Source organism: Brenneria izbisi (assembly GCF_025840185.1).
Classification (GTDB): Bacteria; Pseudomonadota; Gammaproteobacteria; order Enterobacterales; family Enterobacteriaceae; genus Brenneria; species Brenneria izbisi.
The window spans coordinates 1-23,303 of sequence record NZ_JAMPJU010000018.1 but is presented as its reverse complement, the minus strand read 5'-3'; the positions used below and the strand labels follow the sequence as shown (position 1 = coordinate 23,303).

The 23,303-nt window shown below is 52.7% G+C and carries 16 protein-coding genes and 1 pseudogene; 1 reads left to right on the top strand and 16 read right to left on the bottom strand.

What is annotated here, in order from left to right:
• Positions 1-537: 537 nt before the first annotated feature.
• The 11 genes from NC856_RS16580 to NC856_RS16530 all read right to left on the bottom strand — a co-directional run bounded on the left by NC856_RS16580 (position 538) and on the right by NC856_RS16530 (position 11,723).
• Positions 538-2,547, bottom strand: coding sequence for a DNA topoisomerase III (locus tag NC856_RS16580; RefSeq protein WP_264091558.1), 2,010 nt, complete (start codon positions 2,545-2,547; stop codon positions 538-540).
• 14 nt (positions 2,548-2,561) lie between these two features.
• Positions 2,562-3,314, bottom strand: coding sequence for a PFL_4669 family integrating conjugative element protein (locus NC856_RS16575; protein WP_264091557.1), 753 nt, complete (start codon positions 3,312-3,314; stop codon positions 2,562-2,564).
• A 598-nt stretch (positions 3,315-3,912) separates the two neighbouring features.
• Positions 3,913-5,208 carry an STY4528 family pathogenicity island replication protein gene (locus tag NC856_RS16570; RefSeq protein ID WP_264091556.1) on the bottom strand — a complete coding sequence of 432 codons (1,296 nt, stop codon included), beginning with the start codon at positions 5,206-5,208 and terminating at the stop codon, positions 3,913-3,915.
• 320 nt (positions 5,209-5,528) lie between these two features.
• Positions 5,529-5,759 carry a ParE family toxin-like protein gene (locus NC856_RS16565; RefSeq protein WP_264091555.1) on the bottom strand — a complete coding sequence of 77 codons (231 nt, stop codon included), beginning with the start codon at positions 5,757-5,759 and terminating at the stop codon, positions 5,529-5,531.
• A gap of 1 nt (position 5,760) precedes the next feature.
• On the bottom strand, positions 5,761-6,342 hold the full coding sequence (locus NC856_RS16560) for a DUF2857 domain-containing protein (protein WP_012822371.1): 582 nt from the start codon (positions 6,340-6,342) through the stop codon (positions 5,761-5,763).
• 105 nt (positions 6,343-6,447) lie between these two features.
• Positions 6,448-7,113: a DUF7168 domain-containing protein gene (locus NC856_RS16555; RefSeq protein ID WP_264091554.1), complete on the bottom strand. Its 666-nt coding sequence runs from the start codon at positions 7,111-7,113 to the stop codon at positions 6,448-6,450.
• The gene (locus tag NC856_RS16550; RefSeq protein ID WP_264091553.1) at positions 7,110-7,349 is read right to left on the bottom strand and encodes a TraR/DksA C4-type zinc finger protein; all 240 of its coding nucleotides are present in this window, start codon (positions 7,347-7,349) and stop codon (positions 7,110-7,112) included. Before NC856_RS16550 ends, NC856_RS16555 begins: the two co-directional genes overlap by 4 nt.
• Positions 7,339-9,069: a ParB family protein gene (locus tag NC856_RS16545; RefSeq protein ID WP_264091552.1), complete on the bottom strand. Its 1,731-nt coding sequence runs from the start codon at positions 9,067-9,069 to the stop codon at positions 7,339-7,341. The genes NC856_RS16550 and NC856_RS16545 overlap by 11 nt, the downstream gene beginning before the upstream one ends.
• Positions 9,069-10,424 carry an SPI-7-type island replicative DNA helicase gene (gene dnaB-PI / locus NC856_RS16540; protein ID WP_264091551.1) on the bottom strand — a complete coding sequence of 452 codons (1,356 nt, stop codon included), beginning with the start codon at positions 10,422-10,424 and terminating at the stop codon, positions 9,069-9,071. Before dnaB-PI ends, NC856_RS16545 begins: the two co-directional genes overlap by 1 nt.
• Positions 10,417-10,812: a hypothetical protein gene (locus tag NC856_RS16535; RefSeq protein WP_264091550.1), complete on the bottom strand. Its 396-nt coding sequence runs from the start codon at positions 10,810-10,812 to the stop codon at positions 10,417-10,419. Before NC856_RS16535 ends, dnaB-PI begins: the two co-directional genes overlap by 8 nt.
• On the bottom strand, positions 10,809-11,723 hold the full coding sequence (locus NC856_RS16530; RefSeq protein ID WP_264091549.1) for a ParA family protein: 915 nt from the start codon (positions 11,721-11,723) through the stop codon (positions 10,809-10,811). The genes NC856_RS16535 and NC856_RS16530 overlap by 4 nt, the downstream gene beginning before the upstream one ends.
• 288 nt (positions 11,724-12,011) lie before the next feature.
• On the opposite strand from NC856_RS16530, the pseudogene NC856_RS16525 reads away from it, so the two are divergent.
• Positions 12,012-12,227, top strand: a pseudogene (locus tag NC856_RS16525) (Arm DNA-binding domain-containing protein); the annotation flags it as partial.
• 7 nt (positions 12,228-12,234) lie between these two features.
• Here the strand turns inward: NC856_RS16525 and NC856_RS16520 are convergent.
• From NC856_RS16520 to NC856_RS16500, 5 genes are all read right to left on the bottom strand, one after another.
• Positions 12,235-13,503 (bottom strand): hypothetical protein, encoded by a 1,269-nt coding sequence (locus NC856_RS16520; protein ID WP_264091548.1) that lies wholly within the window; start codon positions 13,501-13,503, stop codon positions 12,235-12,237.
• Positions 13,504-13,599: 96 nt separating this feature from the next.
• Complete coding sequence (locus tag NC856_RS16515; protein ID WP_404802342.1) at positions 13,600-14,772, bottom strand: HlyD family efflux transporter periplasmic adaptor subunit; 1,173 nt, start codon at positions 14,770-14,772, stop codon at positions 13,600-13,602.
• A gap of 4 nt (positions 14,773-14,776) precedes the next feature.
• On the bottom strand, positions 14,777-16,957 hold the full coding sequence (locus NC856_RS16510) for a type I secretion system permease/ATPase (protein WP_264091547.1): 2,181 nt from the start codon (positions 16,955-16,957) through the stop codon (positions 14,777-14,779).
• The gene (locus tag NC856_RS16505; protein WP_404802341.1) at positions 16,954-18,357 is read right to left on the bottom strand and encodes a TolC family outer membrane protein; all 1,404 of its coding nucleotides are present in this window, start codon (positions 18,355-18,357) and stop codon (positions 16,954-16,956) included. The genes NC856_RS16510 and NC856_RS16505 overlap by 4 nt, the downstream gene beginning before the upstream one ends.
• Before the next feature lie 128 nt (positions 18,358-18,485).
• A partial coding sequence (locus NC856_RS16500) for a BapA/Bap/LapF family large adhesin (RefSeq protein ID WP_264091545.1) occupies positions 18,486-23,303 on the bottom strand: 4,818 nt, incomplete at its 5' end.

The window sequence follows — 23,303 nt, the reverse complement described above, 5'->3', positions numbered from 1 at the left end:
AATTGAGCCTTTGACTGGCTGTATGAGTGAAGTGGGCCTTAACCGGTATTCGGTCTCTGTTTTCAAAGGTTAAACAGATTTACCGCTCGAAAGCGCCATCTCTCAGGTCAATGATGGCATTGGCATGTGATTACCCGAAGGCGTTCCTCTCAAATCACGGGAACATTAGCAGTTGTCAGAGACAACGATTGGCCTGTTAATCATTAAACCTGGTGAAAAAGAAGTCAATCTTCCAGCAATGGAAAAACTCATCACCGAAGAATGAAAATAAAAAAAGCGGCGCCATAAGGCACCGCCATACGATCTGCACCATCGATCTTCGGTATATCTGTTTTCACAGTAGCTCCGGGGTATGTTCAGGACCCGACACTGGTTTCACGGAGTTTTAGTGCCTTCAGACTCGGCTCTCAGGTGAGGGAGCTGTCAGTCAGACTGTTCCCTGACAACGCTATGCAAACGCTGACAGAGACCGCAGTCACGGGGTGCGGCTTCAGAGCCGGATGCACAATAACAACTCATCCCCCCGCCTGCAATCAGTTAATTCTGCTTTTTCTTCCGTGTTTTAGATGCCGCATTCTTGCTCTGACCAGGGATATTGACCATCCCCTTACAGTCAGGATATTTTTCACAACCGTAAAACGCTCCTTTTCCCCCTTTTCGTAACCGCGTCTTACTGCCACAAAGAGGGCAAGCCGGCGTAGGAGGAACGCGAACGGCAACATCTTGTTGAGTTCCCAGGGAAACTAGCTGACAAATCCACTGAGTCTGCCGGGACATAAAGTTATCCAGCGTCATTCTCCCTTTAGCAACCTCATCGAGCGCCTGTTCCCAAAGCGCCGTCATACCAGGTTCCTTCAATGCGTGAGGTAAAGCATCGATAAGATCCATCGCAATATCTGTTGCACGCAAGTAGCGCCCTTTTATGATGATGAAATTACGCGCCAATAACGTTTCGACAATCCCGCCACGCGTCGCTTCCGTGCCTAATCCGGCGTTCTCTTTCAGCACTTTTTTCAATGTTAAATCGGTCACATACGCCGCAGCGTTCATCATGGCCGCAATCAATGATTGGAATGTAAAATACTGGGGAGGCTTTGTTTTCAGGGCTTTTACCTCAGCGCCAGTCACGGCACAGTTATCTCCCTTTACGAGCATAGGTAAAGATTGCTCTTTCTCATCTGCCGCCGTCTCTTTATGTTCACCGTCATCCTGATTAAACAAACGTTTCCACCCGGGAACAACAATGACCCGCCCCGTTGTCTGAAACAATTGGCCTCCGATATTCAGGGAAAGTCGCGTGGCATCGACTTCATGCAGCGGAAAAAACTGAGCGAGATAATGTCGTCTGATTAACACGTAAACCTGCTTTTCCTGATCGCTCATCTTCGACATGTCACAAACATGCCGTGTCGGAATGATACCGTGATGGGCAGTTATTTTTTTGTCATCCCATATGCGGGAAACAAAACGAGTATCTAACTGAGAAATCAACGCCTGTAGTGAGGGGGCGATTTTCACCAATGCGCTCAGGACATCAGGAATTTCTTCACGCATTGACTCAGGAAGAAAACCACAATCGGTTCGCGGGTAAGACGTTGCTTTATGCGTCTCATACAGGCTCTGTGCTATGTCCAGCACTTTCTGAGGACTCATGTCCCAAAGTCTGCCGCAGGCCTGCTGTAGCGCTCCCATGGTGAACGCCAAGGGTGCGGCCTCTTTTTCTCGCTTTGTTTCCTGCTCAATTACCGTTGCCTTGCCCGTTTGTTTACAAAGCTGTACAACTTGCTGAGCGATGTCCTGATGAATACAGCGCTTCTCTTCATCGACATACATTTTCGCAGGAACCCACTGCGCCGAGAAACGGACACCATTAGACTGTAGCGCCACCCATACTTGCCAGTAAGGCTTAGGGACGAACGCCGCTATTTCTCGCTCACGATTAACAACCATCGCCAATACAGGGGTTTGCACTCGCCCAACAGACAGAAGCCCGTCATATCCCTTATCCCTCGCTTTTACAGTATAAAGCCGGGTCAGATTCATCCCTATCAGCCAGTCCGCTCGCGAACGCCCCAGACCAGCATAATAAAGCGGTTTTGTTTCTCTTCCCGGTTTGATAGCAGCTAATGCAGCACGAATGCTAGGTTCATCCAATGCAGACAGCCACAAACGAAAAACGGGACCTCTCCATCCGCAATATTCCAACAGAGACCATCCGATAACTTCTCCTTCCCTATCAGCATCAGTTGATATGACGACTTCATCAACCTGCTTCAACAATCGGGAGATGACAGTGAACTGGTCCGACGATTCTGGCTTCACAACCATCTGCCATACGGAAGGCAAAACCGGTAACACATCTATTCGCCACGGTTTCTCGAACTGGGTGCCATAGACTTCTGGTGAGGCGGTTTCTAAAAGGTGCCCTCGGGCCCAGGTTATGGTTATCCCGGGAGCAGATAAGAAACCTTGTCCTCGCTTTGTTGCTCCCAGTACAGCAGCAATATCTCTGGCTTGGGAGGGTTTTTCGCAGATAAAGAGGCGCACAACGTCCCTCCAGACTACGGGTTAGTCGACGCAGGTGTCGTACGCGCTTTATCGTGCATGAGCAACAAATTGACACTGGCCTCATGGATTGGAGGAGAAAATATGGAACGTTTCTTACCCAACAAGACATCACGATCTGGCTCACCTAATGCCTCACACGCTTTCTGCCAAGCTTCATTTTGTTCGATAGCATCAATGCGTGACACTGGAACCGAGCGGTATTTCAAAACAATCGAGTAGATCTGGCGTAACGTTCGTCCGTTACCGCTGAGTAACTGATCGCGACGATTACGCGAAATCAAGCCATAGTGAAACGCCTGTAAAACCTGTTTGGCCAATTGGTCAAACCCAATCAGCAGATAGACGCAGCGATATCCCAGTGGCGAATTACTGTATACCTTGATATCCAGAGGTTCTTTAGCAACGGCTTCCGTCAGTGTTACTCCCCGAGGCAATACATTCATCTCTTTATCCAGGGATGCAATTTCTTCAGACATCAACGTGCTGGCCTCATTGAGCTTTTCCTCAAGAGCCAACATGGTCTTGTCTGCCCATGGGTTGTTTTTCAGAGAATCACTATTGATACGAGCGGCCTGGTGCAGAAACCCTGGCATTCCCATAATAGGAGGGCGGGCTGCAACACCATTTTCGTCGTTCTTTTTTACTCTTCGGCGCCCGACCCAGAGATTGATTGCATAGTTAGTATGCAATTCAATTTTTAACTCGGACTGCAATGCCCCCGTCGTCTTTCCAACTCTTTCAGCCATCGTTGTCTCTCTAACCTGTTAATTAATCAGTTAAGAAAGACTAAATAGTTAATAAAAGAGGACTCCCCCAACAACGCGAAACTCAATATTGATTTCACGAATTTGACGCGAGTGCATCAATGTGGTTGTTTTTCATACCGTGCTGCGGGGCGCAGCAAAGTACACTTTTTAACCATATTACCAAATCCGCTCCAATCAGGTACCTCGCATACCACCCTGAACATCGCATTGGTTATTTTTTGACCTTGTTGTGGGGCGCAACAAGTACAATTTTTAACCATTCCACCAAATCCGCACTAACTAGGTACCCCGCATACCACCCTGAACATCGCATTGGTTATTTTTTGACCTTGTTGCGGGGCGCAACAAGTACAATTTTTAACCATTCCACCAAATTCGCACTAACTAGGTACCCCGCATACCACCCTGAACATCACATTGGTTATTTTTTGACCTTGTTGCCACTGGCAACAAGTACGCTTTTTAACCAAAACATCAGTATCCACATTGACCAGGTACCCCACATGCCATCCTGAATATCATATTGGTTATTTCTTGACCTTACCGCCACTGGCAGCAAGTAAGATTTTTAACCACCTTATTTTCCAGAGGTCAATATTCTGGCTCTGATATCAGCAACCAGGTTGGAAACTCTTTCCTGACTCGCCTTAGAGTCTGCCTGCGCCGGAAGGCTTTCTGGCGGCTCAGGAGCGGGACGGTCCACCGTTGGTGTCATTGCTGCCGACGCTCTTCCCTTCGCCGTTTCAGAAAGCGTTACGCTTCCTGCTGATTGTTCTGCTTGCTCAGCGGGCAGCACCAGCCGCCCTTCTCGGGCACACTTCATCATCGATAATAGCCAACCAAGTGGGTTGGCTAACTGCCCGCGCTTGAGCTGTGTATTCAGCATGGTCAGCAGAGCAGACGCTTGCTCGGCAGGCAACGCCGTGAGTTGTCTGCTGAGCATGTCGGCATCATCGGCCGTGATACGACAAAGCAATGCTTCAGGCAGTGTTGAACTGTGCCCGCTTTCCGGTACGTACGTTTTTTTATTCACACTGTGTGTGAAACTACGTACGTTACAGTTCGATTTTCGAACTTGGTTATAACCTGTTGATTTTAGACTGAGTTCGGATTCCGAACTCAGTGTATTATTGCTATTCCCATCACTAAGTTCGGATTCCGAACTCAGTGATTTTTCCCTTATCTCGCCTTGTTTTTTACTGAGTTCGGAATTCGAACTCGGCTGCATTCCCCGCTGGAGTGATGCCAGTTGAGAGGGAGTCGATGGTGAATCCAGGCGTGCCTCAATCATGGTCACCCTGGAATGGCGATGTCGCATGGAGGGATCGTTACGGATCGCCTCCAAAACATTGAGTGCGGTCATCCGTACCGATTTATTCTTATGTCCGCAGCTGCGTGCAACCAAATCCAGCCAGCCTGGGTCAAACGTTTCCGCATCACGGCAGCTCAGCGGCTCATCATGTTGAGCGTAGATATTTCCGCGTACGCGCCCATACTCATCGCGCACACGTTTACAAAGACTAAGCCAGCCGGTTATTCGCAACATTAGCAGCGTACGGCTGATAGTTTCACGCGAGGCTTTCTCGGCGTGGGGTGAAGCCAACTGAAGTTGCAGCTCATCGTATGTAGGAAATACCGCGCCATCATTTTGCTGGGCATACAAACGGATCATCACCCATGCTGTTTTATCCAGCGGGCTAAGCCTGCTATCCAGAAACAGTCGCCGGGGAACGGCATCATGCACATTCCCCAGATAAAGCAATCCGCTACGTTCATTGACCGGGCTAGAGGGATCACTATTTCCCTGTCGGGAAATACCCTCCTCCATTCTCTGGAGTGTGAATGCGATAACACTGTCAGCAGGTAATCCCATCATCGCTTACCGTTTGTTTGAATCAATCCAACACGGACATTCATGATAAGAAACGAGAACGTAATGATATGAAAGGTTCGAAATGGAAAGCGGGAAGACGGTTTTTTTAACGATGAGAACCCCAAATGAATCACATGATAAATGATCCCTTCACTTCTGGTTGTTGTATGCCACAGCTCATCAGCTAGCAGGAACTGAATAAACATCGCCCCCAGAACATATGATTTATCGGCAAGTATCATCACTTGCTCTCTCCAGTTGAACGCGGGATGACGGTAGCCATAGCGTTGTCTTGGCAGCCCAGATCTTGCGCTTTATCGTCATTTTTTGATTTCCCTGTTATAGGTCTCATGGCTCATCAAATGCCAGTGTCCGCCACCATCCTTGCTTAACAAACGCCAGAACGGCCCAATGTCGATTTTGAGATAGCCATTGGTTTGCAAGCGCTTGTAAATTCGTTCACCGCGCTGCCATGCCTCGATGAAACGAGTCGCTTTACGCACAACACTGGGGGTTGCACGTTGACATATACGAAACTCAGCAAGCCGCATCTCAGCCTCCCGCCTTTTCCTTTCTTTCCAGTACTGCTTCACGGCACCAGGCATTAACACGAGTCCAGACCGCAGTGAGAGAAACATTCTGTTGTTCCGCCGCCAACATCATGACATCCAGTGCTTCATGTGAGTCCGGCGATGACAGTCCAGAACTGCGCCATTGCTCCCATAGCGCCGCGTCTTCTTCTTCCGTGGGGGCCTGAACTCTCCCCTGCCGTGTTTCGACACCATTTAAACGGCGTCTCGAGCTAACTTCCGACGTCGACAGGCCAAAATAGAATTGCATCAGCTCTATTGAGCCACCTAACGCCAGGGCGCGATCAATTCGCTGTAACCGTTTTTGTTCAGTACGAGCCTGGTTAACCATTGACCAAAAATTGTCGTGATTAATCTGAAAATTGAGTACAGATACACTGCTTTGCGTCAGGTAATACAGATCGTCCACCGTTAGTTGGCTCAATTGACGAACCTCTTCCATCGTCATTCCCAGTGCTTCACAACGACGAATATTTCCTGACTTCAGTTCCATTAAGATATGCGTCAATAACGCATTTGTTGCCTGAGATAATCCCTGGCTCATAGCTGCCCCCCATTCACCCAATCGACGATCAACAAAAAATCAATAGCCCAACTCATCCCACAACAAATGAATAAAAGCGTATTGCAAGCCCGTTTTCTCAGTAAGTTATCCATGAATATCCCCTGCATATTGGTAATCGGGAAAATCCAATGCACCATCCTTACGGGCGTGGTATAGCGGAGATGGAGATAATGCGTTTTTCCCGCAACGCTGGCGCAGCCAAGTTTTAAGAAGTTGGTCTTCACGTTCAGATGGAGTGAATGATTCCAGAGCGCTCCACACGCCCCCCACCCAACCTTCCCGAAACTGGTCAGTACGAATACGGCGGATCTGGGGTTTCAAACGAGGTAAATCCTTGATATGCCGCTCAGTCGCTTCTCTCAGCTGCTGTGATAACACTTTAAAGAGATAGGCAGCGATATCAGAACGACCGCTGAATCCATAAAAGTGGACTGAGCGGCGAAGACACATTCTTCGATAACGCGTAGTCGTGCTGTATAGATCAAACCAGCAGCTACAACCTGTGGCCATGCACACAACAGCAGCAAGTCCGTTAAGCCACCCAGGAATACTTACCGCATCTGATGGTACTCGTCGGCATATCGATTCACGAATCGATGAAATTTCAGGCTCTTGCTCCAGAATGGAATGACGCAGAATGAGCTTTTGAGCCAAACGCAATGCCCGGGTAATTTCATTCAGATCGTTATTTTGCGTGACTAACGACATCAGTTTCCGAATACGTTTAGGTAATCTGTTACTGTTATTCATTTCCCCCTCCGGCTACCAACTTTTGTCAGATGTTCTTCGACTTCCTGGCATCCAACACAAAGCTCTACACCAGGAACAGCCAAACGACGGGCCTCAGGGATTTCATTCCCGCATGAATCACAACATGTATTTGAAATACGCCCGTTATGAACATTTCTAAGAATCAATGACAAACTGCTCTGCAACAGTTGTTCGGTTGTGGCCATTGCCATTTCATCATCAAGATCATGCGACATGGTCACCTCCACGGGCATCATCACGTTGCAGTTCACGCAAACGACGCAGCACCCGAATCAAACGCATGAATTTCACGACATGGACATCATGAAGGACGGGAGAGCCGGATTTCTGAGGAAAACCCAGGAAATTCAGGCAAAAACCGAATGTATTAAAAGGCAATTCGCGATCTTCCCCAGTCAGCCCGGCAAGCAACAAAACAAACTCGTTGTTGTTTGTGTCCGACGTGGTATAGCCAGCCTGATCCCAGCGTTTGGCTTCTGAAATATCGTCGGCACATCCCATGGCTTCAGCCAACTCAAAAGCCAGCCTGTAGGACATATCCTGTAGGTGTTCAATGTCGTCCTGAAGTGCAGGTATGTGCCAGATATCCGCGACAGGCTCCAGCCCCGTAGCCGCGAAAGAAACAGATGAAGAGGATGAAACATGTCCTTCTTCTAATAATGCACCGTCACGGTTTTCAGATAACGCGGACATCAATGATGTCTGCGAAAAACTATTTCCCATAGGGCTTACAGTTTCACCACCAATCACAGTCTGGCCACCGTAGAGATCCGGCTGAAGCTCGGTACGATATGGCGAAGTGGAGGGTATCCCTGCATCAATCGGTTGCATACCCGCATCAGGAGTCAGCCCTGTTTCTGAAGCGTTACCCGGAGCAGGTTCGGGGCGAGTTACTCCACCGACAAGCGTCCCTGAACGTAAGCCAGTGACCGGATTCTCTGGCCCTGTTTGTGGCGGAAGCTGAGTGATATTCTCTTTTAATGGCTGACGGATAGGCTCTTGTAAAACAGGTGGGGCCAGTGGCTCACCAAATAATTCCCGGCGCTGTTGCTCTTTGGGATCCAACTCTATCAACCAGCGATCGTAGTTGAGTGACGGATGCGGCAGCGCTTTCAATAACTCCCCAATCAGCTCATCACGAAACATTTCCAGTGAATACCGATCAGGATCATCGAACACACTACAGGCAGCAGAAAAGGCATCGGAAAAATCAGATGTATGCTGGCACGCCACATCATTCGCATAGACCTTCCACGTCTTCTCTGCCGCAGAGCGTAATGCCAGCAGAGGCATTGTTTGAGAGCGACTGAGACCTGAATTCAGCAGGGTTGGCAGATGGGGGTGCAAATATTTCAGTGTATCTTCCATACGGCTGATACTTGAGCTATCAATCGGATAACCCTGCTGGTTTAACAGTTCGGAAAGCTCACGCAGTGTGACACTACGCCCCAGTTGTTCTTCCCAAATCGTTCGAGCCTTGTGAATACCGAACGCCTTTTCGATATAGGTTAAATCGCCACGGACTTCATTCTCGGCCAAATGACCAATCACGCATTGCAGACGTCCCGGCCAGGGTTTGAATATCGTATGGATCCGATAAAATCGTTCATCCCCGGTTTCCTGATAGAGCTCACACAATATCTGGTAGCGTGTATTCCCTCCGTCACTAAAGATATAGATATCATCACCATCAGGGTCTCTGGTCACTTTAGGCAATGAATCCAGACCGCGCATGCGGATCGACGCTTTGATATCATCGTACTTGGGATTACGTGACGTACGGGGGTTATCGGGGTTGGGACGCAGTTCGTCGAGCGTCAGTACCATCGCCATTTCACTCACAGGCAGTACAGCGACCTGCGATGGTTGAGCTGGCGATTTTCCTCGCATCAGTAGCGCATCCGTCATATTCAGCGCTTTCGGTTTACTCGCCATCAGTAACCTCCCTGAGCATCGAAAGGCATATTAGTGAAGCGAGTAAAACGCCCGTCAAACTGAACTTTTATCGTTCCTATTGGCCCTTGACGCTGTTTACCCATAATAATTTCAGCTAATCCTTTATCTGGACTATTTGGGTTGTAAACTTCGTCACGGTAAATAAATAACGTGACATCCGCATCCTGTTCAAGCGAACCGGAATCACGTAAATCACCATTATTGGGGCGTTTATCAGCACGCTGCTCCAGAGAACGGTTAAGCTGAGAAAGCGCGACAACAGGACAGTCCATCTCTTTGGCCAGAGACTTTAGCGAACGAGATATCTCAGCAATTTCCTGCGTTCTGTTCTCCATGCCGGGGCATCGCATCAGTTGCAGATAGTCGACCATTATTAAAGCGGGTTTACCGTACTTCCTGGCATTACGGCGGGCTCTCACCCGAAGCATTGCTGGCGTAAGATCGCTGGTATCATCGATAACCAGTCTTTTTTGCCATTTAGTAATGGTTTCAACTGCCGAGCCAATCTGTGACCATTGCTCATCAGTCAGATCTCCACTACGCAGGTTTTGTAATGGAACAAACCCAATAGAAGAGATAAGACGCATAAGGAGTTGAGTTGAAGGCTGCTCAAGGCTGTATATCTGGGTAACATTGGCGCTATTGTGATTTAGCGTTCCTGTGATCATGTTTAGCCCTAACGCCGTCTTTCCCATTGAAGGGCGGGCAGCCAACAAAATCAGATCGCCATTCTGTAAGCCACAGGTTTTCGCATCCAGCTCGATAAATCCTGTTGCCGTTCCAGTGATACCATCGGGGGAACGATGGCGAACCTCCAGTTCCGCTACAACCTTTTCAAGCCCGTCAACGACAGTGATTGTCTTTTGCGGTTCTGCCTTTTCTGCAATATCAATAATTCGTCGTTCAGCCATCTCCATAATCTGGGGTATATCAGCACGAGGTTGACTCACCTGCCGAGTCAAATCCGCACCAAGAGCAGCAAGCTGTCTGGCCCGACTGTCTCTGGCAACGATTTCGCAATACGCTACCGTGTTCGCTGCACTTGGCGTGTTTTTCGCCATCTCAGCAAGATAGGCGAAAATATGCTCCTCACGAGAACTTCCCTGCTTCTCCAGTGAGTCGGAAAGCGTAATTAAGTCGATAGGCAACCCAGCACCAACCAGACGAGCCATTTCACGAAAAATCACGCGATGCATGAGATTAAAAAAGTCACTCTCACCAATAATGAGAACAACCTCATCCCAGCGTTCATTGTCGATCATCAGAGAACCAAGTATGGATTGTTCAGCTTCCGCGGAATAAGGGAGATTGGGCGATGCCTTTTGATTAGCCATGGTTCACCATCTCCACGTTTCTTTCATTCAAACTCAGAAAGGCTTTCAGCAGACGTTCATGGGTACGGGGAGAAACTAACATCAAAGGCCAATCGTTATAGGGGAGATATTGAACACTCTTTTTTTCTTTATCCCAGCCGTTTTCAAACAGAACCTTGTCGCCTCGTCCGGGAGAATCATCGAGCGAATCCAGAAGCAGATTTTTTTCTGAATAGACGTTACAAACACCTACAGCGGATTCAGGCACAGCCCAAATATCGGATAACATGGCTTGTAAGCGCTCTCCAGCTTGCTCATTGTCAACCGTTTCGAAAAAGACATACTTCTCATCAAAACCGCGATACTGAGAGTCTGTGCAAAAACAAATCGCACGATAGAGGGTCTTCATTGCTTTCCCTCCCCGGCATAATCACCAGTCCCTACCTCCTCCGCACCAGTTTGGTTCCGTAGAACGGAATCGAACTGCTCTTTCCACTGAGGAAATAATTCACTTGCAAGTGAATGCATTGTTGTGGCAGCAGAATCACTTACACGTTTGGTTTCACTTTCAAGGCGATGGGCAGGTTGACCAGCAGAGTGACCCTCAACATAAATCTCAAGGTCATAAATAAATGTATCTAAAAGAGAAACTGATATCGACTGGCTATGCTGGCTATACTTACCCGTATCAATAATTTCGCCAAGGATCTTGTATGTTTCCTTTGCACGACGAGTGTATTTCATGCAATTGATGAGGACTTTTACCTGCGGCAATACCAGCCCAAATGCAGAAAAAGGCAGCAGGCTTTCCATCATATGAATGGTGCCACGTATAAATTCCCTTACATCCGGCAAAATGGGTTTAATAACACCAATTGCGGTGTTCGTAGCGGCCAGCACTATGAGCTCCAACATAATAGTTCGAGCTCCCTGTGAGTCGACGATGATCACATCGTATTGAGAAAAAAGTGGGTGCTGGAGAATATTGCGTAGACGGAATCTTCCATCTGGCGCATTTAACATCGCAGTAGGCAATTGGGCATTAGGATCATTTGAGATAATGAGATCAAGCCCAGTGATAACGGTTTTGGAGATAACCTGAGTGGGATCGTTGAGATTGACGGTTTGCATTAACAACTCATACAAACCACAAGGAGCCTCATACTCCAGAGCAAAAATACTACTCGATGTAGGTTGGGCGTAATCGCCGTCTATCAATAACGTCTTTAATCCAGCATCAGCCAGAAACCCCGCCAAATTTGCGGCCTGAGTAGACTTTCCTTCCCCACCTTTAGTAGAAATCACAGGAATTACATGCATATAGATTCACCTGATAACTGATCAGGATGTATATGCTCACACCAAAAAAGACTCTACATTTGAGTAACAATAGAACTAAAGGATTGAAAATCCTCGTGTCCTTGGTTCGATTCCGAGTCCGGGCACCACCTTTCCTTTTTTATGCCTCCTTATCAATCCCTATGTTGTTACGATTCAATAAGTTGGCGTAAAAATCTTTCCAGATACGTTTTGATTTATCCCTTCGTATCGGGGATTTGTGGGTCAGATTGCGGGTCATTCAGTTCGATGAACGGGAGTGCCCCTCATATGTTAACTGACAGCAAAGTCCGATCCGCGAAACCTCTCGCAAAATCTTACAAACTCACTGACTCGCAAGGCCTGTACCTCACGGTATCCACCAGCGGCGCTAAGTTATGGTATTTCCGTTATCGCTTCGCCGGTAAAGAAAGCCGTCTGGCCTTTGGCCCCTACCCTCAAATCACGCTGGCGGAAGCCCGCGAAAAACGCGACGCGGCGCGCAAACGCTGGCTCAGCTATGGCTACCGGATGTTTGAGAATCCATTTTTTCCGCACTGGCGCGCCACTGCCTGTTGAGCGCCTGTAGCTCGTTCAGACCGAGTGAGGCGATATCGCTCTTTTCCCGGCCGTTCATCAGGTCGCGGCGAAACTGCTCAACGACAGCGCCATCCAGATACTGCGCTTTGACGCCACTGTTCTGTTTATCGCGAGGCGAGGGACTTATACGAATTAGCGTATTGTCCGGCAATGGCACGTTTTTCGCGATGCATGCCAGCATCAAGGTGGCGAGATCTCGCCGCGATTTGACTTCAATCTCCTTGAGTTTACCGCCGCTGGGCGAACCGGAAAGCGGATGATCGGCGGATTGATAGCTATACTGGCTGACCTTATTGAGCAGCTTATTCCTTATCTGATGCGTTTGCATATTTTCGATCTTGCTGAAACCAAACACTATTGGCACACCATTGCCTTCATTCAACGCGTTGAGATACGGCAGCTTGCCATCCAGCAACTCCCGTTCGATACGTTCAAAGGCTTGCCGCATCATGGCGCTAACATGCTCGCTGGAGAAGGTGACGGAACTGTCTTTAACCGTCACGTTGGCGGGAAAAGGAAACTTCGCCAACATCTGTCCGTCCGACTTTTCATGGGTCAGCGCGCCGTGCGCGGCCAGGTGCCGCAGCAAAGAAAGGTAAACCGCTTCTTCCGGGTTGTCCGCACTGGGTAAAAGCAATGCGATTTTCGGGGAGTCGGGAAACGCATTGCGCTCATAAGCCCGGTTGACCGCTCTGGCCAACAAATATATTTCGCTGCGGGTCTCAACCGTCGTCAGTTTCGACCCCGCGCCCAACGCATAAACTCGCGCACTCTGACGCAGTTTGTTCCTCGTTTCGGCATCGCCAGCCGACAACGGCGTGCGATCGGAAAAAAACACCTTTCCCTCCAGAGATTGCGACCCCCCTTTAGGATCGTTGACGCCCGCCTTTAATGCGGCACTGCGCAGTATTTCGAATCCCCACGGCGAACCATGAAAGGCCTCTGGTTTGACATATCCCTTAGGCGCGGTGGGATTGAGCGAGGACAGCAGGCTGTGGTGCAACTTCTGGCGAGTATCAGCACTGATATCCTGACGTTTGGATAGAACATCCATTGGCGAGTCGCCGTTTTTATCTACGGCTACCGGCTGATAACCCTGTGATCTTAGTTCCTGAATCGTTTTTGCGTCATCCCGTAAAATCGCCTCATGAAAAATAGCAGGGTTGGAAGGCATGATACGCATGATCCGTCTCCAGTGAATAAGATATATCGTAAGTGACAATACGGATCAAAAAGTTCCCCTGCCCCACATGGAGCCTTGGGTTATCTTGGCTGGCGATTAACGTTCCCGTAATGCCTCTTTCACACGGTTAAACGGTTTGATTAAATAGTCCATCACCGTTTTCTCACCAGTTTTAATATCCACCGTGGCTATCATCCCCGGCACAATGGCAAAGTGGCGGCCAGCTTTGTTTTGCAGATAATCCTGATTGGTGCGAATGAATACCCGGTAATAAAAGATTTCTGGTTTGACTTCATCCTGAATGGTGTCCGGCGAAATGCTTTCCACCACGCCATCCAGCCCTCCGTAAATGGCATAATCATAAGCGGTGATTTTCACCAGCGCTTTCTGACGCGGATGAATGAACGCGATATCCCGTGGCGACAGACGCGCTTCAATCAACAAACGATCATCCACCGGTACAATCTCCATCAGTTGACCATTAGGCGGAATAACCCCGCCGATGGTGGTTACCTGGATATTTTTCACAATACCACGCACCGGCGAACGTACCGTCAGACGCGTAACGAAGTCGGTGCGTCCTTTAATTACCTCCGAAAGCATGGTCACTTCCGCATTGGCTTTAGCCAACTCTTCTCGCGCCTGGACATAATATTGCGAACGCAGATCGATCAGTTTCAGATCGAGATCCGTTTTCTGTCGCCGTAGACGCAGCACTTCAACATGGCTCGCCGCCCCGCTTTTCACCAATCGCTCCGTGATCTTCAGTTCGCTCTCAACCAGCTTCTGTGCTTCCCTCAACTGTGATTGGGCATCCTTAAGTTGTTTCCGGCGGCTGTTATAAAGCCGGGTTTCCGCCGCGATCAGTTCCGGCCTGTCCGCTAGCGACTCGGGAAATGACAGCGCTTCATCATTAACCTCCGCACTGAGTCGGGCGCTGGCGGCCAGCGCTGCGCGATAGCGAGCGGCGCTCTCTCCAACATTGGACTCGGAGCGAGTCGGGTCCAGCCTCGCCACCACTTGTCCCGCCTCAACCAGACTCCCCTCGCGTACTTTCAGCCCTGCTAGTATTCCGCCATCCAGCGATTGCAACACCTGTTCGCGCGAACTGGGGATCACTTTTCCGCTACCGGTCGAGACTTCATCCAGTGTGCCAAACCAGGCCCACACCCCCGCCACCAGTAGCAACAACGCGGTGATCACAATGATCCGCCTGGCGCCGACGTACTGACTTTCCCGGCCATGTTCATTTTCCAGATCGTCAATCATCAGTTCAGGCGGATGGTTTTTCATTCGTCCCCTCCTGACGTCTGTTACGATCACGGACAGTACTTAATGCCTGCTCTTTGGGCGCATCCATCACCAGTTGCCCTTCTTGCAGTACGATAACGCGTTCCACCAACTCAAGCACCGCAACACGGTGGGTTGCCACCACCAGCGTGCGGCCCGCCAGCCAACCTGCAAGACGTTGAATAAATTCCCGCTCGGTGTGTTCGTCCAGAAAGGCGGTGGGCTCATCCAACAGCACGATATTGGGATCGCGCAGCAACATGCGCGCCAGCAGAATCGACTGCCGCTGACCGCCGGAAAGTCCGATCCCGCCTTCCATAACCGGGTGATCCAGCCCCAGCGCCAGCTTTTTGACAAAATCTGCCGCGCCGCATACGTCCAGCGCGGCAAATATCTCCGCATCGCTGGCGCGAGGCGCCCCCAGCGTCAGGTTGTCACGCAGTGTGCCGAAAAACAGCCGGGCATGCTGTGTGATCAACGCGACGTTGCGCCGTACATCCGCCATATCGATATGCGCCAGACTGAGGTTATCAAGCCGCAGTTCACCTTCCACCAACTCCATGCCTCCAACCATCGCCTGAAGCAAGGTGGATTTCCCGGCGCCATTGCGCCCCAGCAACGCCACGCGCTCGCCAGGATGGATCTCCAGTTGCGCGATTTTCAGCGCGATACCGCTCTCTTCACTATGATAACGGAATGACGCGCCGCGAAACTGGTAGTGACCGTACAACACCGCGCAATGTACTTTGCTTTCATCCTGGCTGTTCTCCACCGGTAGCTGCATGATACTGTCCAGCCCTTCTTTCGCGGCTTTGACCTGTTGCCAGCGGGCCAGTACGCCGCACAGCGTAGTCATCGGCGCAATCATGCGGGATGATAGCAACGACGCGGCAACAATCGCCCCGGTAGTCATTTCGCCTTCGATAACCAGCGGCGCGCCAATCATCACCACCAGCGCATACACCAATCCCTGAATACTCACGCCCCAGCTAATCAGCCACTGGGTGAGCTTACGGATCCGCACGCCGGATTCGGCGCTGATGCTGATGTAGTTATTCCACTGCTGCTGAAAACGATTCTCCGCCTGCATCAGTTTGATATCTTCCAGTCCCTGCACACTTTCCACCAGCACCGCGTTGCGCAGCGTATTTTCCTGTGTGGACTGGCGCGCCAGCCGCGCCAGTTTCTTTTGCAGCAACAGGCCGGGCAGAACCATAAGCAACGCCGCCGCCGGCGCGATCCACGATAACGATGGCGCAATGATCGCCAGCACCAGCCAGAACAGCAGGAAAAACGGCAGATCCACTACCGCGGAAACCGTCGTGGAGGTCGCCATTTCACGGATCTGCTCCAGTTCGCGGAGTTGGGAAATAAAGCTGCCAGTGGAGCGCGGAATGACGCTGTTACGTAGCCTTAAGGCATGACCGAAAACGCGATCGGAGATGCGGATATCCGCACGCTTGCCGAGAATATCCGTAATGTGCGCCCGTCCGACCCGTAACAGAAAAGCGAAGATCACCGCGATCAACACGCCGCCGAACAGGACATAAAGCGTCGGGTAAGATTGCGCCGGGATCACTCGGTCATAGACCTGCATGGAAAACAGGATCCCGGCCAGCGACAGGATGTTAACGATCAGCGAGGCCAGCATCACATAGCCGTAAGGCTTAATATCCCGCAGCGCCAGCGTCCACAGCCAGTCCGGTCGATAGCTTTGCAGATAGCGGCTGGCGCGGCTGTCTTTCAACGCCGCGGGACGCAGCGTCACCACCTGGCGGATCGACGGTAAAAGTTGACTCAGGGAAAGCTGGCTAAGCTGGTTGCCGTCTGCCACAAAACAGAGACTCACGGTATCTTCGCCATCAAACTGTTCAATAACCCCGACCTGACCATCCGTCAGTTGCACCGCCAACGGCAACCGCCAGACGGTAATCGCCTGATGCGACTGCACGCAAGCGGTCAGTCCGGCCTGCCGCGCCAGGCTTTGCAACGCCTGTGAAAACGTGCGATCTTCCAGCCAGCGGGCGCTGGCCTGAAGCGCGCCCGGCGAAAAAGCCAGCCGGTAATAAGCAGCCACATAACCGATGGCCGCGGCCCACTGCGGCAATGCCTGTTTCTGACTTTCCGACGCCGCGGAATCTGCTCTCTCCGTCAACCGACTCATGGCTGGATCTCCACCGACTGGATGGTGCGATTATTCAAGGCGAACGCACTGCGCATTTTGCCGGTGCTATACAGACAATCGAGTTGCAACTGGCGCAATTGCGTCAAGGTCTGTTGCTCGGTGAAGCGCGCCTGAAACACCTCTTGTTCAGCGTTGAGTACATCAAGCAATGGCCGGGTGCCCAGTTCCAGATATTGCTGTTGATAAAGCGCGCGGGTTCGCTCTCCCAGTTGCTGCTGCCGTGCCTGAATTTTCAGGGTGCGCGCCAGACTTTGCGCTTCATTTTTCGCTTCCGTCAACCGCTGACGCGCCGTCAACTGTGCGTTCTGTACTGCGGCTTTGGCGGCTTCCAGCAAGTGCGCCGCCGCGTTGCGGCTGGCGGTTAACCGACCGCCCTGATACAGCGGCACTTCCACTTTTACCCAGGCGGAATATTGTGTGCGATCCAGTGTTTGGCTATTGGCGTAACGGTCATTCAGATAATGCGTAACTTCCGGCTGTAAGGAGATGGTAGGAAGCATCCGGGCGCTGCTCTCATCCAATTGCGCCTGTGCTTTATTGGCCTGGGCGTAAGCCGCCAGCACCGCAGGGATCAGTTGGTCATCAGGTTGGCTAACGTCGCAAACACCTTGCAGGCTTGCAGGAAAAGCGTCGCTGACATGCTGAATGCGATCCCAGCCCAACCGTGCGCTGAGCGTGGCGCGCCAACGATCAAGATTGGCCTGATACTGTAGCAACATCGCGCGCGCGCCTTCGATACGCGCTTCGGTTTGCACCACATCCGACACTGAACTGGCGCCCTCATCGCTGCGCTGACGCGCCAGTTGGCTAATGCCGTTAAGCGCAGCCAGTTGCTCGCGGGCGATCCCGACCAGCTTCTGATAGCCCTGTACCTGAACTATCGCCGACGAGGTATCATGCGCCACGGTATCAATGCTCACCAGTACATTCGCCTGCGCCTGCGCCACGCCAGCGTTGGCGGCGCGCACCTGGCTATCCGCCTTGCCGAAATCATACAACATCTGGGTAATCGACAGCACTAGCGACGGGCTATAGCCGCTGTCGCTGTAACTGTTGGTAATGCCATTATTAATCCCGCCGTTCACCTGCGGATAATATTGCGCCTGCGCCACGTTGACGGCTTCCGACTGTTCGAACAGTTGGCCGACCGCCTCACGAATATCAGGATGCCAGGAGACGGCACGCGCGACAGCGACATTGATATCCAGGTTTTCAGGCGCGTTGGACGCGACCGGCGGCGCGACCTGACTTGAAAGCGCAGGCAGTTGCTGGGCGACAATCTGCTCAGTACTGATAAAATCTGGCTGAAGTGATGCCTGCGCGACGCTGACCTCGCTGTAAATGCCCCCGGCCAACCCCCAGAGGCAAACCAGCTTCATCGTGTATTCACGACAATTCCCCATATTCTTCCCTAAAATAATCAACCGATTAAGTACAGCAACATATGGTAAGCAAGCGAGCCGTCGGCGCAGTGGCCCCACCGCGCCAACAGGCTTTGTGTTTTACGTTAGGCAGTCATGGCGTTATTTTCCAGCAGTTCATCCAGGGTAATCTGCACCGCCTGCAATGTGACCAGTTCCGTAGCGCTGAACGCCGCGCCTTGACCGTCTCGGTCAATAGAGATCACCGTATTGCCGCCTATCGTCTCAACGGAAATCCAGTCGCCGAGATTGCCGCTGTCAGCGCTCCAGCCTTGCAGCAACAGGCTGACATCGATCTGATCGCCATCGGTCAATGAGAAATCCGTCCAGATATCGCTGCCGTTACCGCCGGTAGCGTCCGCGCCATTCAACAGGTCGAAAATTAACGTGTCGCTGCCGCTACTGAGCGTAAAGGTATCGTCGTAGACCGAACTGGTGCCGATATCGTTATAGATGGTGCCGTTTATCTGCGGCGCCAAATCGATAGTCAGCGTGGCGCTGACTGTCTCGCCCCCCGCCGTAGTGAGTGTGTAATCGAAGGTTTCTTTAACATTGATGGCGCCGATACCCACGTCACTGTTCAGGATATAGCTGTATCCGCCGTCGATATTGAGCGTCAGTACGCCATACCGTCCTTGTACCGTCGCCGTGGCGTCGCTGGTGGTATAGGGATCCAGGGTGGTGACGACGCCATTCGCATCGGCAATGGACAAGGTAGTCTGCACCGAAACCAGTTGGTCGGAAGCACTGCCTTCCGAACCGCTGCCGTCAAAGATATTCCCCGTCGCGGTGGCGGTTTGGGTCTGGAAACTATCCAGCAACATGCTGGTGCCCGTTACCGATGCGCTCACCGTGATAGTCCCGATGGATAGCCCGCCGACGGAGCCGGTAAAATTGAGGGTATAGTCGCCAGCCGCCAGTTCCAGACTATTCAGCGAAGCCGTTGCGCTACCGCCCAACAACGTACCACTGGGTACACTGCCGGATGCCAGTTGAGTTCCGTCACTGCCCCGTAAAGTCCAGCTAATACTTAGACTGCTGAGACTTAAAACAGAATTCACATTAAACAGAATGGTCGCATCTTTCAGCACCATGTTCTCCGCTACCGTCACCGTACCGCTGGCGCTCCCGGAGGTCGATGCAAACACCGCCGTACTCCAGGTAGTGGAACCCGCATTACTGTCACTATAAGCGGCCTCTTCCTGTACCGTGGTAACTGGCAGCGTGACGCTATCGTCCACCGCCGCCAGCGCGCTGGCTACCAACGTGATATTCAGCGTGCCGCTGTCGGATTCGCCGTCCGGCGCCCTCACTGTATAGACGAAGCTGTCCGGCGCGGTGATATGGTCCGCGCCGACGCCGGCGTTCAACATATAGGTATAATTGCCCTGTGCATCAATGGTCAGCACGCCATATTCACCAGTGATGCTAGTGGTTCCCTCCGCAGCGATCGCCACGCCATTCACCGCGCTGATCGCCGACCCCGTAGGCACGGTGTCATCGTCCATCACGTTGCCAGATGTGCTGGCGCTGACCGTTTCAACGGTATAAACGTGATCTTCCAGAATATTCAGGGTATACGCCGTCAGCGCACTAATACCGTAAGCGGTATCCAGCAGGAACAAATATTGGCCGCCGTCCAGCGTCAAGGTCAGTTCATCGGAAGAACCACCCGCAAGCGGAACGGTCAGCCACCCCTCCACCATCCGATACTGATCGTACTGCTGAGTGGCGTCATTGAATTTGTAGATATAAAGATCAAACCCGGACAGAAGCGAAACCCCGCCGACGGAGGCCTGGAGCGTCATCGTCCGGGTCGTCCCTTCTTCCACATCAAAAATAATGGGATCGGTAATATTAGCCAATAGCCCCACATCCAGAGTGCTGCCCAACGCCAGATTCAACACAGTAAATCCGTTTTGCGACGACACGCCGTTATCTATCGCCGCCACGGTAGTATCAAAGGTAATGGATGCCGCGTCATCCACTGCAATCACATTACCGGGCGCGTTGATATCCGTTCCCAGCGAGATATTAAGGTTGGCGTTAGCCGTTACGCCATTGGCAATAATGGTGTAGGTGAAGCTATCGGTCTGGCCCAGATGCGTCGTAGCGGTATCGGTGAGCGTGTAGGTATAGCTGCCGTCGGGATTGATGGTCAGCGTACCGTATGTCCCCTGGATTGTGGCGGCATCCTGCGTTACCGTAACCACATCGCCCGCGCTATTCGTTACCTGCGTCACCACCGTACCAGCCGGCGCCACATCGGTGCCATGTTCAGGATCGGCATCGATAATCACATTACCGCTGAAGCTGGTTTCTCCGACAAGTATGCCAGCGGCAATTTGCGTCACCGTCGCTTCCAGACTGATGAAAGATCCTACCGCCAGCAACGTGGTGTTATAAGCCAGCGCTCGGTAAGTGCCTTCCGTCAGATTATCCACATTAAGCGTAACGCCGTTACTGCCAATGGTCAGCAGGCTGGCCCACTGCGCGTTCGAGGTATCAATCACCGTCGTCCAGGCATCAGTAGCAGCATTATATTGCTGCACCATCACTCCCATGCTGCTAAGCAACGACAGCACGCCGCCGGTGGCATTGGCTTCCAAAACAATGTCCGCCGATGCGCCCTCATCAATTGTGAAGGTAACCTGTGCGCTATCATTTCCCAGCAATGATGCAATGTTACCCAGCGCCCCTACGACCAGCAATCCCCAGTCACTGTACGATTCAGTGGTGACTGCCGCATCAGTAGTCAAATCCAGCAATACAGAATTATCACTTGCCGACAGTACCAACACCGGCGCGATAACGGTGGTGGCAGTGGAAACATTCCCGGCCACATCGGTAGCGGTAACGGATATCGATTGCCCGTCCGCCTGCGCACTGGAGAACGTGTGACTGTAGTTGCCATCAGAACCCGCCTGAACCGTTACAGACGAACCATCCTCCAACGTGATGGTAACCGTACTGTTGCTTTCAGCGACGCCGCTGATGCTACCGCCATCGTCGCTGATATTAGCGGTTGGCGCTTCCGGCGCGGTGGTATCCGGGGCGGTTATTGTGGCGGGTTCGGAGATATTGCCCGCGGCATCGCGGGCGACGGCGGTAACCGTTTCTCCGTTGGTCAGCGCGGGCGACAGCGGCACGCTAAAGCTGCCGTCGCTCCCTGCCATGACACTGCCCAACACATTGCCTGCCGCGTCGCTGATCGTGACCGTGCTGCCGGCTTCCGCTGTACCGCTGACCGACGCGCCATCTTCCGCGACCAGGAGAGCCGCGGGCGCTTCCGGCGCGGTGGTATCCGGGGCCGTCACGGTAACCGCGGCGGAGATATTGCCCGCGGCATCACTGGCAATGGCGGTAATCGTTTCTCCGTTGGTCAGCGCAGGCGACAGCGGCACCGTAAAGCTGCCGTCGCTCCCTGCTGTGACACTGCCCAGCACATTGCCTGCCACATCACTGATCGTGACCGTGCTGCCGGCTTCCGCTGTACCGCTGACCGAGGCGCCATCTTCCGCGACCAGGAGAGCCGCAGGCGCTTCCGGCGCGGTGGTATCCGGGGCGGTTATTGTGGCGGGTTCGGAGATATTGCCCGCGGCATCACTGGCGACGGCGGTAACCGTTTCTCCGTTGGTCAGCGCGGGCGACAGCGGCACGCTAAAGCTGCCGTCTCCGCCTGCTGTGACACTGCCCAGCACATTACCTGCCGCATCGCTGATCGTGACCGTACTGCCAGCTTCCGCTGAACCGCTGACCGACGCGCCATCTTCCGCGACCAGGAGAGCCGCGGGCGCTTCCGGCGCGGTGGTATCCGGGGCCGTCACGGTAACCGCGGCGGAGATATTACCGGCAGTATCACTGGCGATGGCGGTAACCGTTTCTCCGTTGGTGAGCGCGGGCGACAGCGGCACGGTAAAGCTGCCGTCGCTCCCTGCCATGACGCTGCCCAGCACATTGCCTGCCGCATCGCTGATCGTGACCGTGCTGCCGGCTTCGGCGGTGCCGCTGACCGACGCGCCATCTTCTGCGACCAGGAGAGCCGCGGGCGCTTCCGGCGCGGTGGTATCCGGGGCGGTTATTGTGGCAGGTGGCGACATGTTTCCTGTTATATCACTGGCGACGGCGGTAACCGTTTCACCGTTGGTCAGCGCGGGTGACAGCGGCACGGTAAAGCTGCCGTCTCCGCCTGCCGTGACGCTGCCCAGCACAGTGCCTGCGGTATCACTGATAGTGACCGTGCTGCCGGCTTCGGCGGTGCCGCTGACCGAGGCGCCATCTTCCTCGACCAGGAGAGCCGCGGGCGCTTCCGGCGCGGTGGTATCCGGGGCCGTCACGGTAACCGCGGCGGAGATATTACCGGCAGTATCACTGGCGACGGCGGTAATCGTTTCTCCGTTGGTCAGCGCAGGCGACAGCGGCACAGTAAAGCTGCCGTCGCTCCCTGCCGTGGCGTTGCCTAGTACATTGCCGGCTGCATCACTGATCGTGACCGTGCTGCCGGCTTCCGCTGTACCGCTGACCGACGCGCCATCTTCCGCGACCAGGAGAGCCGCGGGCGCTTCCGGCGCGGTGGTATCCGGGGCCGTCACGGTAACCGCGGCGGAGATATTGCCCGCGGCATCACTGGCAATGGCGGTAATCGTTTCTCCGTTGGTCAGCGCAGGCGACAGCGGCACCGTAAAGCTGCCGTCGCTCCCTGCTGTGACACTGCCCAGCACATTGCCTGCCACATCACTGATCGTGACCGTGCTGCCGGCTTCCGCTGTACCGCTGACCGAGGCGCCATCTTCCGCGACCAGGAGAGCCGCGGGCGCTTCCGGCGCGGTGGTATCCGGGGCCGTCACGGTAACCGCGGCGGAGATATTGCCCGCGGCATCACTGGCGATGGCGGTAACCGTTTC

Excerpts from the sequence above, each read along its gene's own strand:
- NC856_RS16560 (WP_012822371.1), bottom strand. The coding sequence starts at position 6,342 with ATGAGCCAGGGATTATCTCAGGCAACAAATGCGTTATTGACGCATATC.
- NC856_RS16545 (WP_264091552.1), bottom strand. The coding sequence starts at position 9,069 with ATGGCGAGTAAACCGAAAGCGCTGAATATGACGGATGCGCTACTGATG.
- NC856_RS16510 (WP_264091547.1), bottom strand. The coding sequence starts at position 16,957 with ATGAGTCGGTTGACGGAGAGAGCAGATTCCGCGGCGTCGGAAAGTCAG.
- NC856_RS16575 (WP_264091557.1), bottom strand. The coding sequence starts at position 3,314 with ATGGCTGAAAGAGTTGGAAAGACGACGGGGGCATTGCAGTCCGAGTTA.
- NC856_RS16550 (WP_264091553.1), bottom strand. The coding sequence starts at position 7,349 with ATGTCGCATGATCTTGATGATGAAATGGCAATGGCCACAACCGAACAA.
- dnaB-PI (WP_264091551.1), bottom strand. The coding sequence starts at position 10,424 with ATGGCTAATCAAAAGGCATCGCCCAATCTCCCTTATTCCGCGGAAGCT.
- NC856_RS16565 (WP_264091555.1), bottom strand. The coding sequence starts at position 5,759 with ATGCGGCTTGCTGAGTTTCGTATATGTCAACGTGCAACCCCCAGTGTT.
- NC856_RS16515 (WP_404802342.1), bottom strand. The coding sequence starts at position 14,772 with ATGATTGACGATCTGGAAAATGAACATGGCCGGGAAAGTCAGTACGTC.
- NC856_RS16555 (WP_264091554.1), bottom strand. The coding sequence starts at position 7,113 with ATGAATAACAGTAACAGATTACCTAAACGTATTCGGAAACTGATGTCG.
- NC856_RS16505 (WP_404802341.1), bottom strand. The coding sequence starts at position 18,357 with ATGAAGCTGGTTTGCCTCTGGGGGTTGGCCGGGGGCATTTACAGCGAG.
- NC856_RS16535 (WP_264091550.1), bottom strand. The coding sequence starts at position 10,812 with ATGAAGACCCTCTATCGTGCGATTTGTTTTTGCACAGACTCTCAGTAT.
- NC856_RS16570 (WP_264091556.1), bottom strand. The coding sequence starts at position 5,208 with ATGGGATTACCTGCTGACAGTGTTATCGCATTCACACTCCAGAGAATG.
- NC856_RS16530 (WP_264091549.1), bottom strand. The coding sequence starts at position 11,723 with ATGCATGTAATTCCTGTGATTTCTACTAAAGGTGGGGAAGGAAAGTCT.
- NC856_RS16520 (WP_264091548.1), bottom strand. The coding sequence starts at position 13,503 with ATGCGTATCATGCCTTCCAACCCTGCTATTTTTCATGAGGCGATTTTA.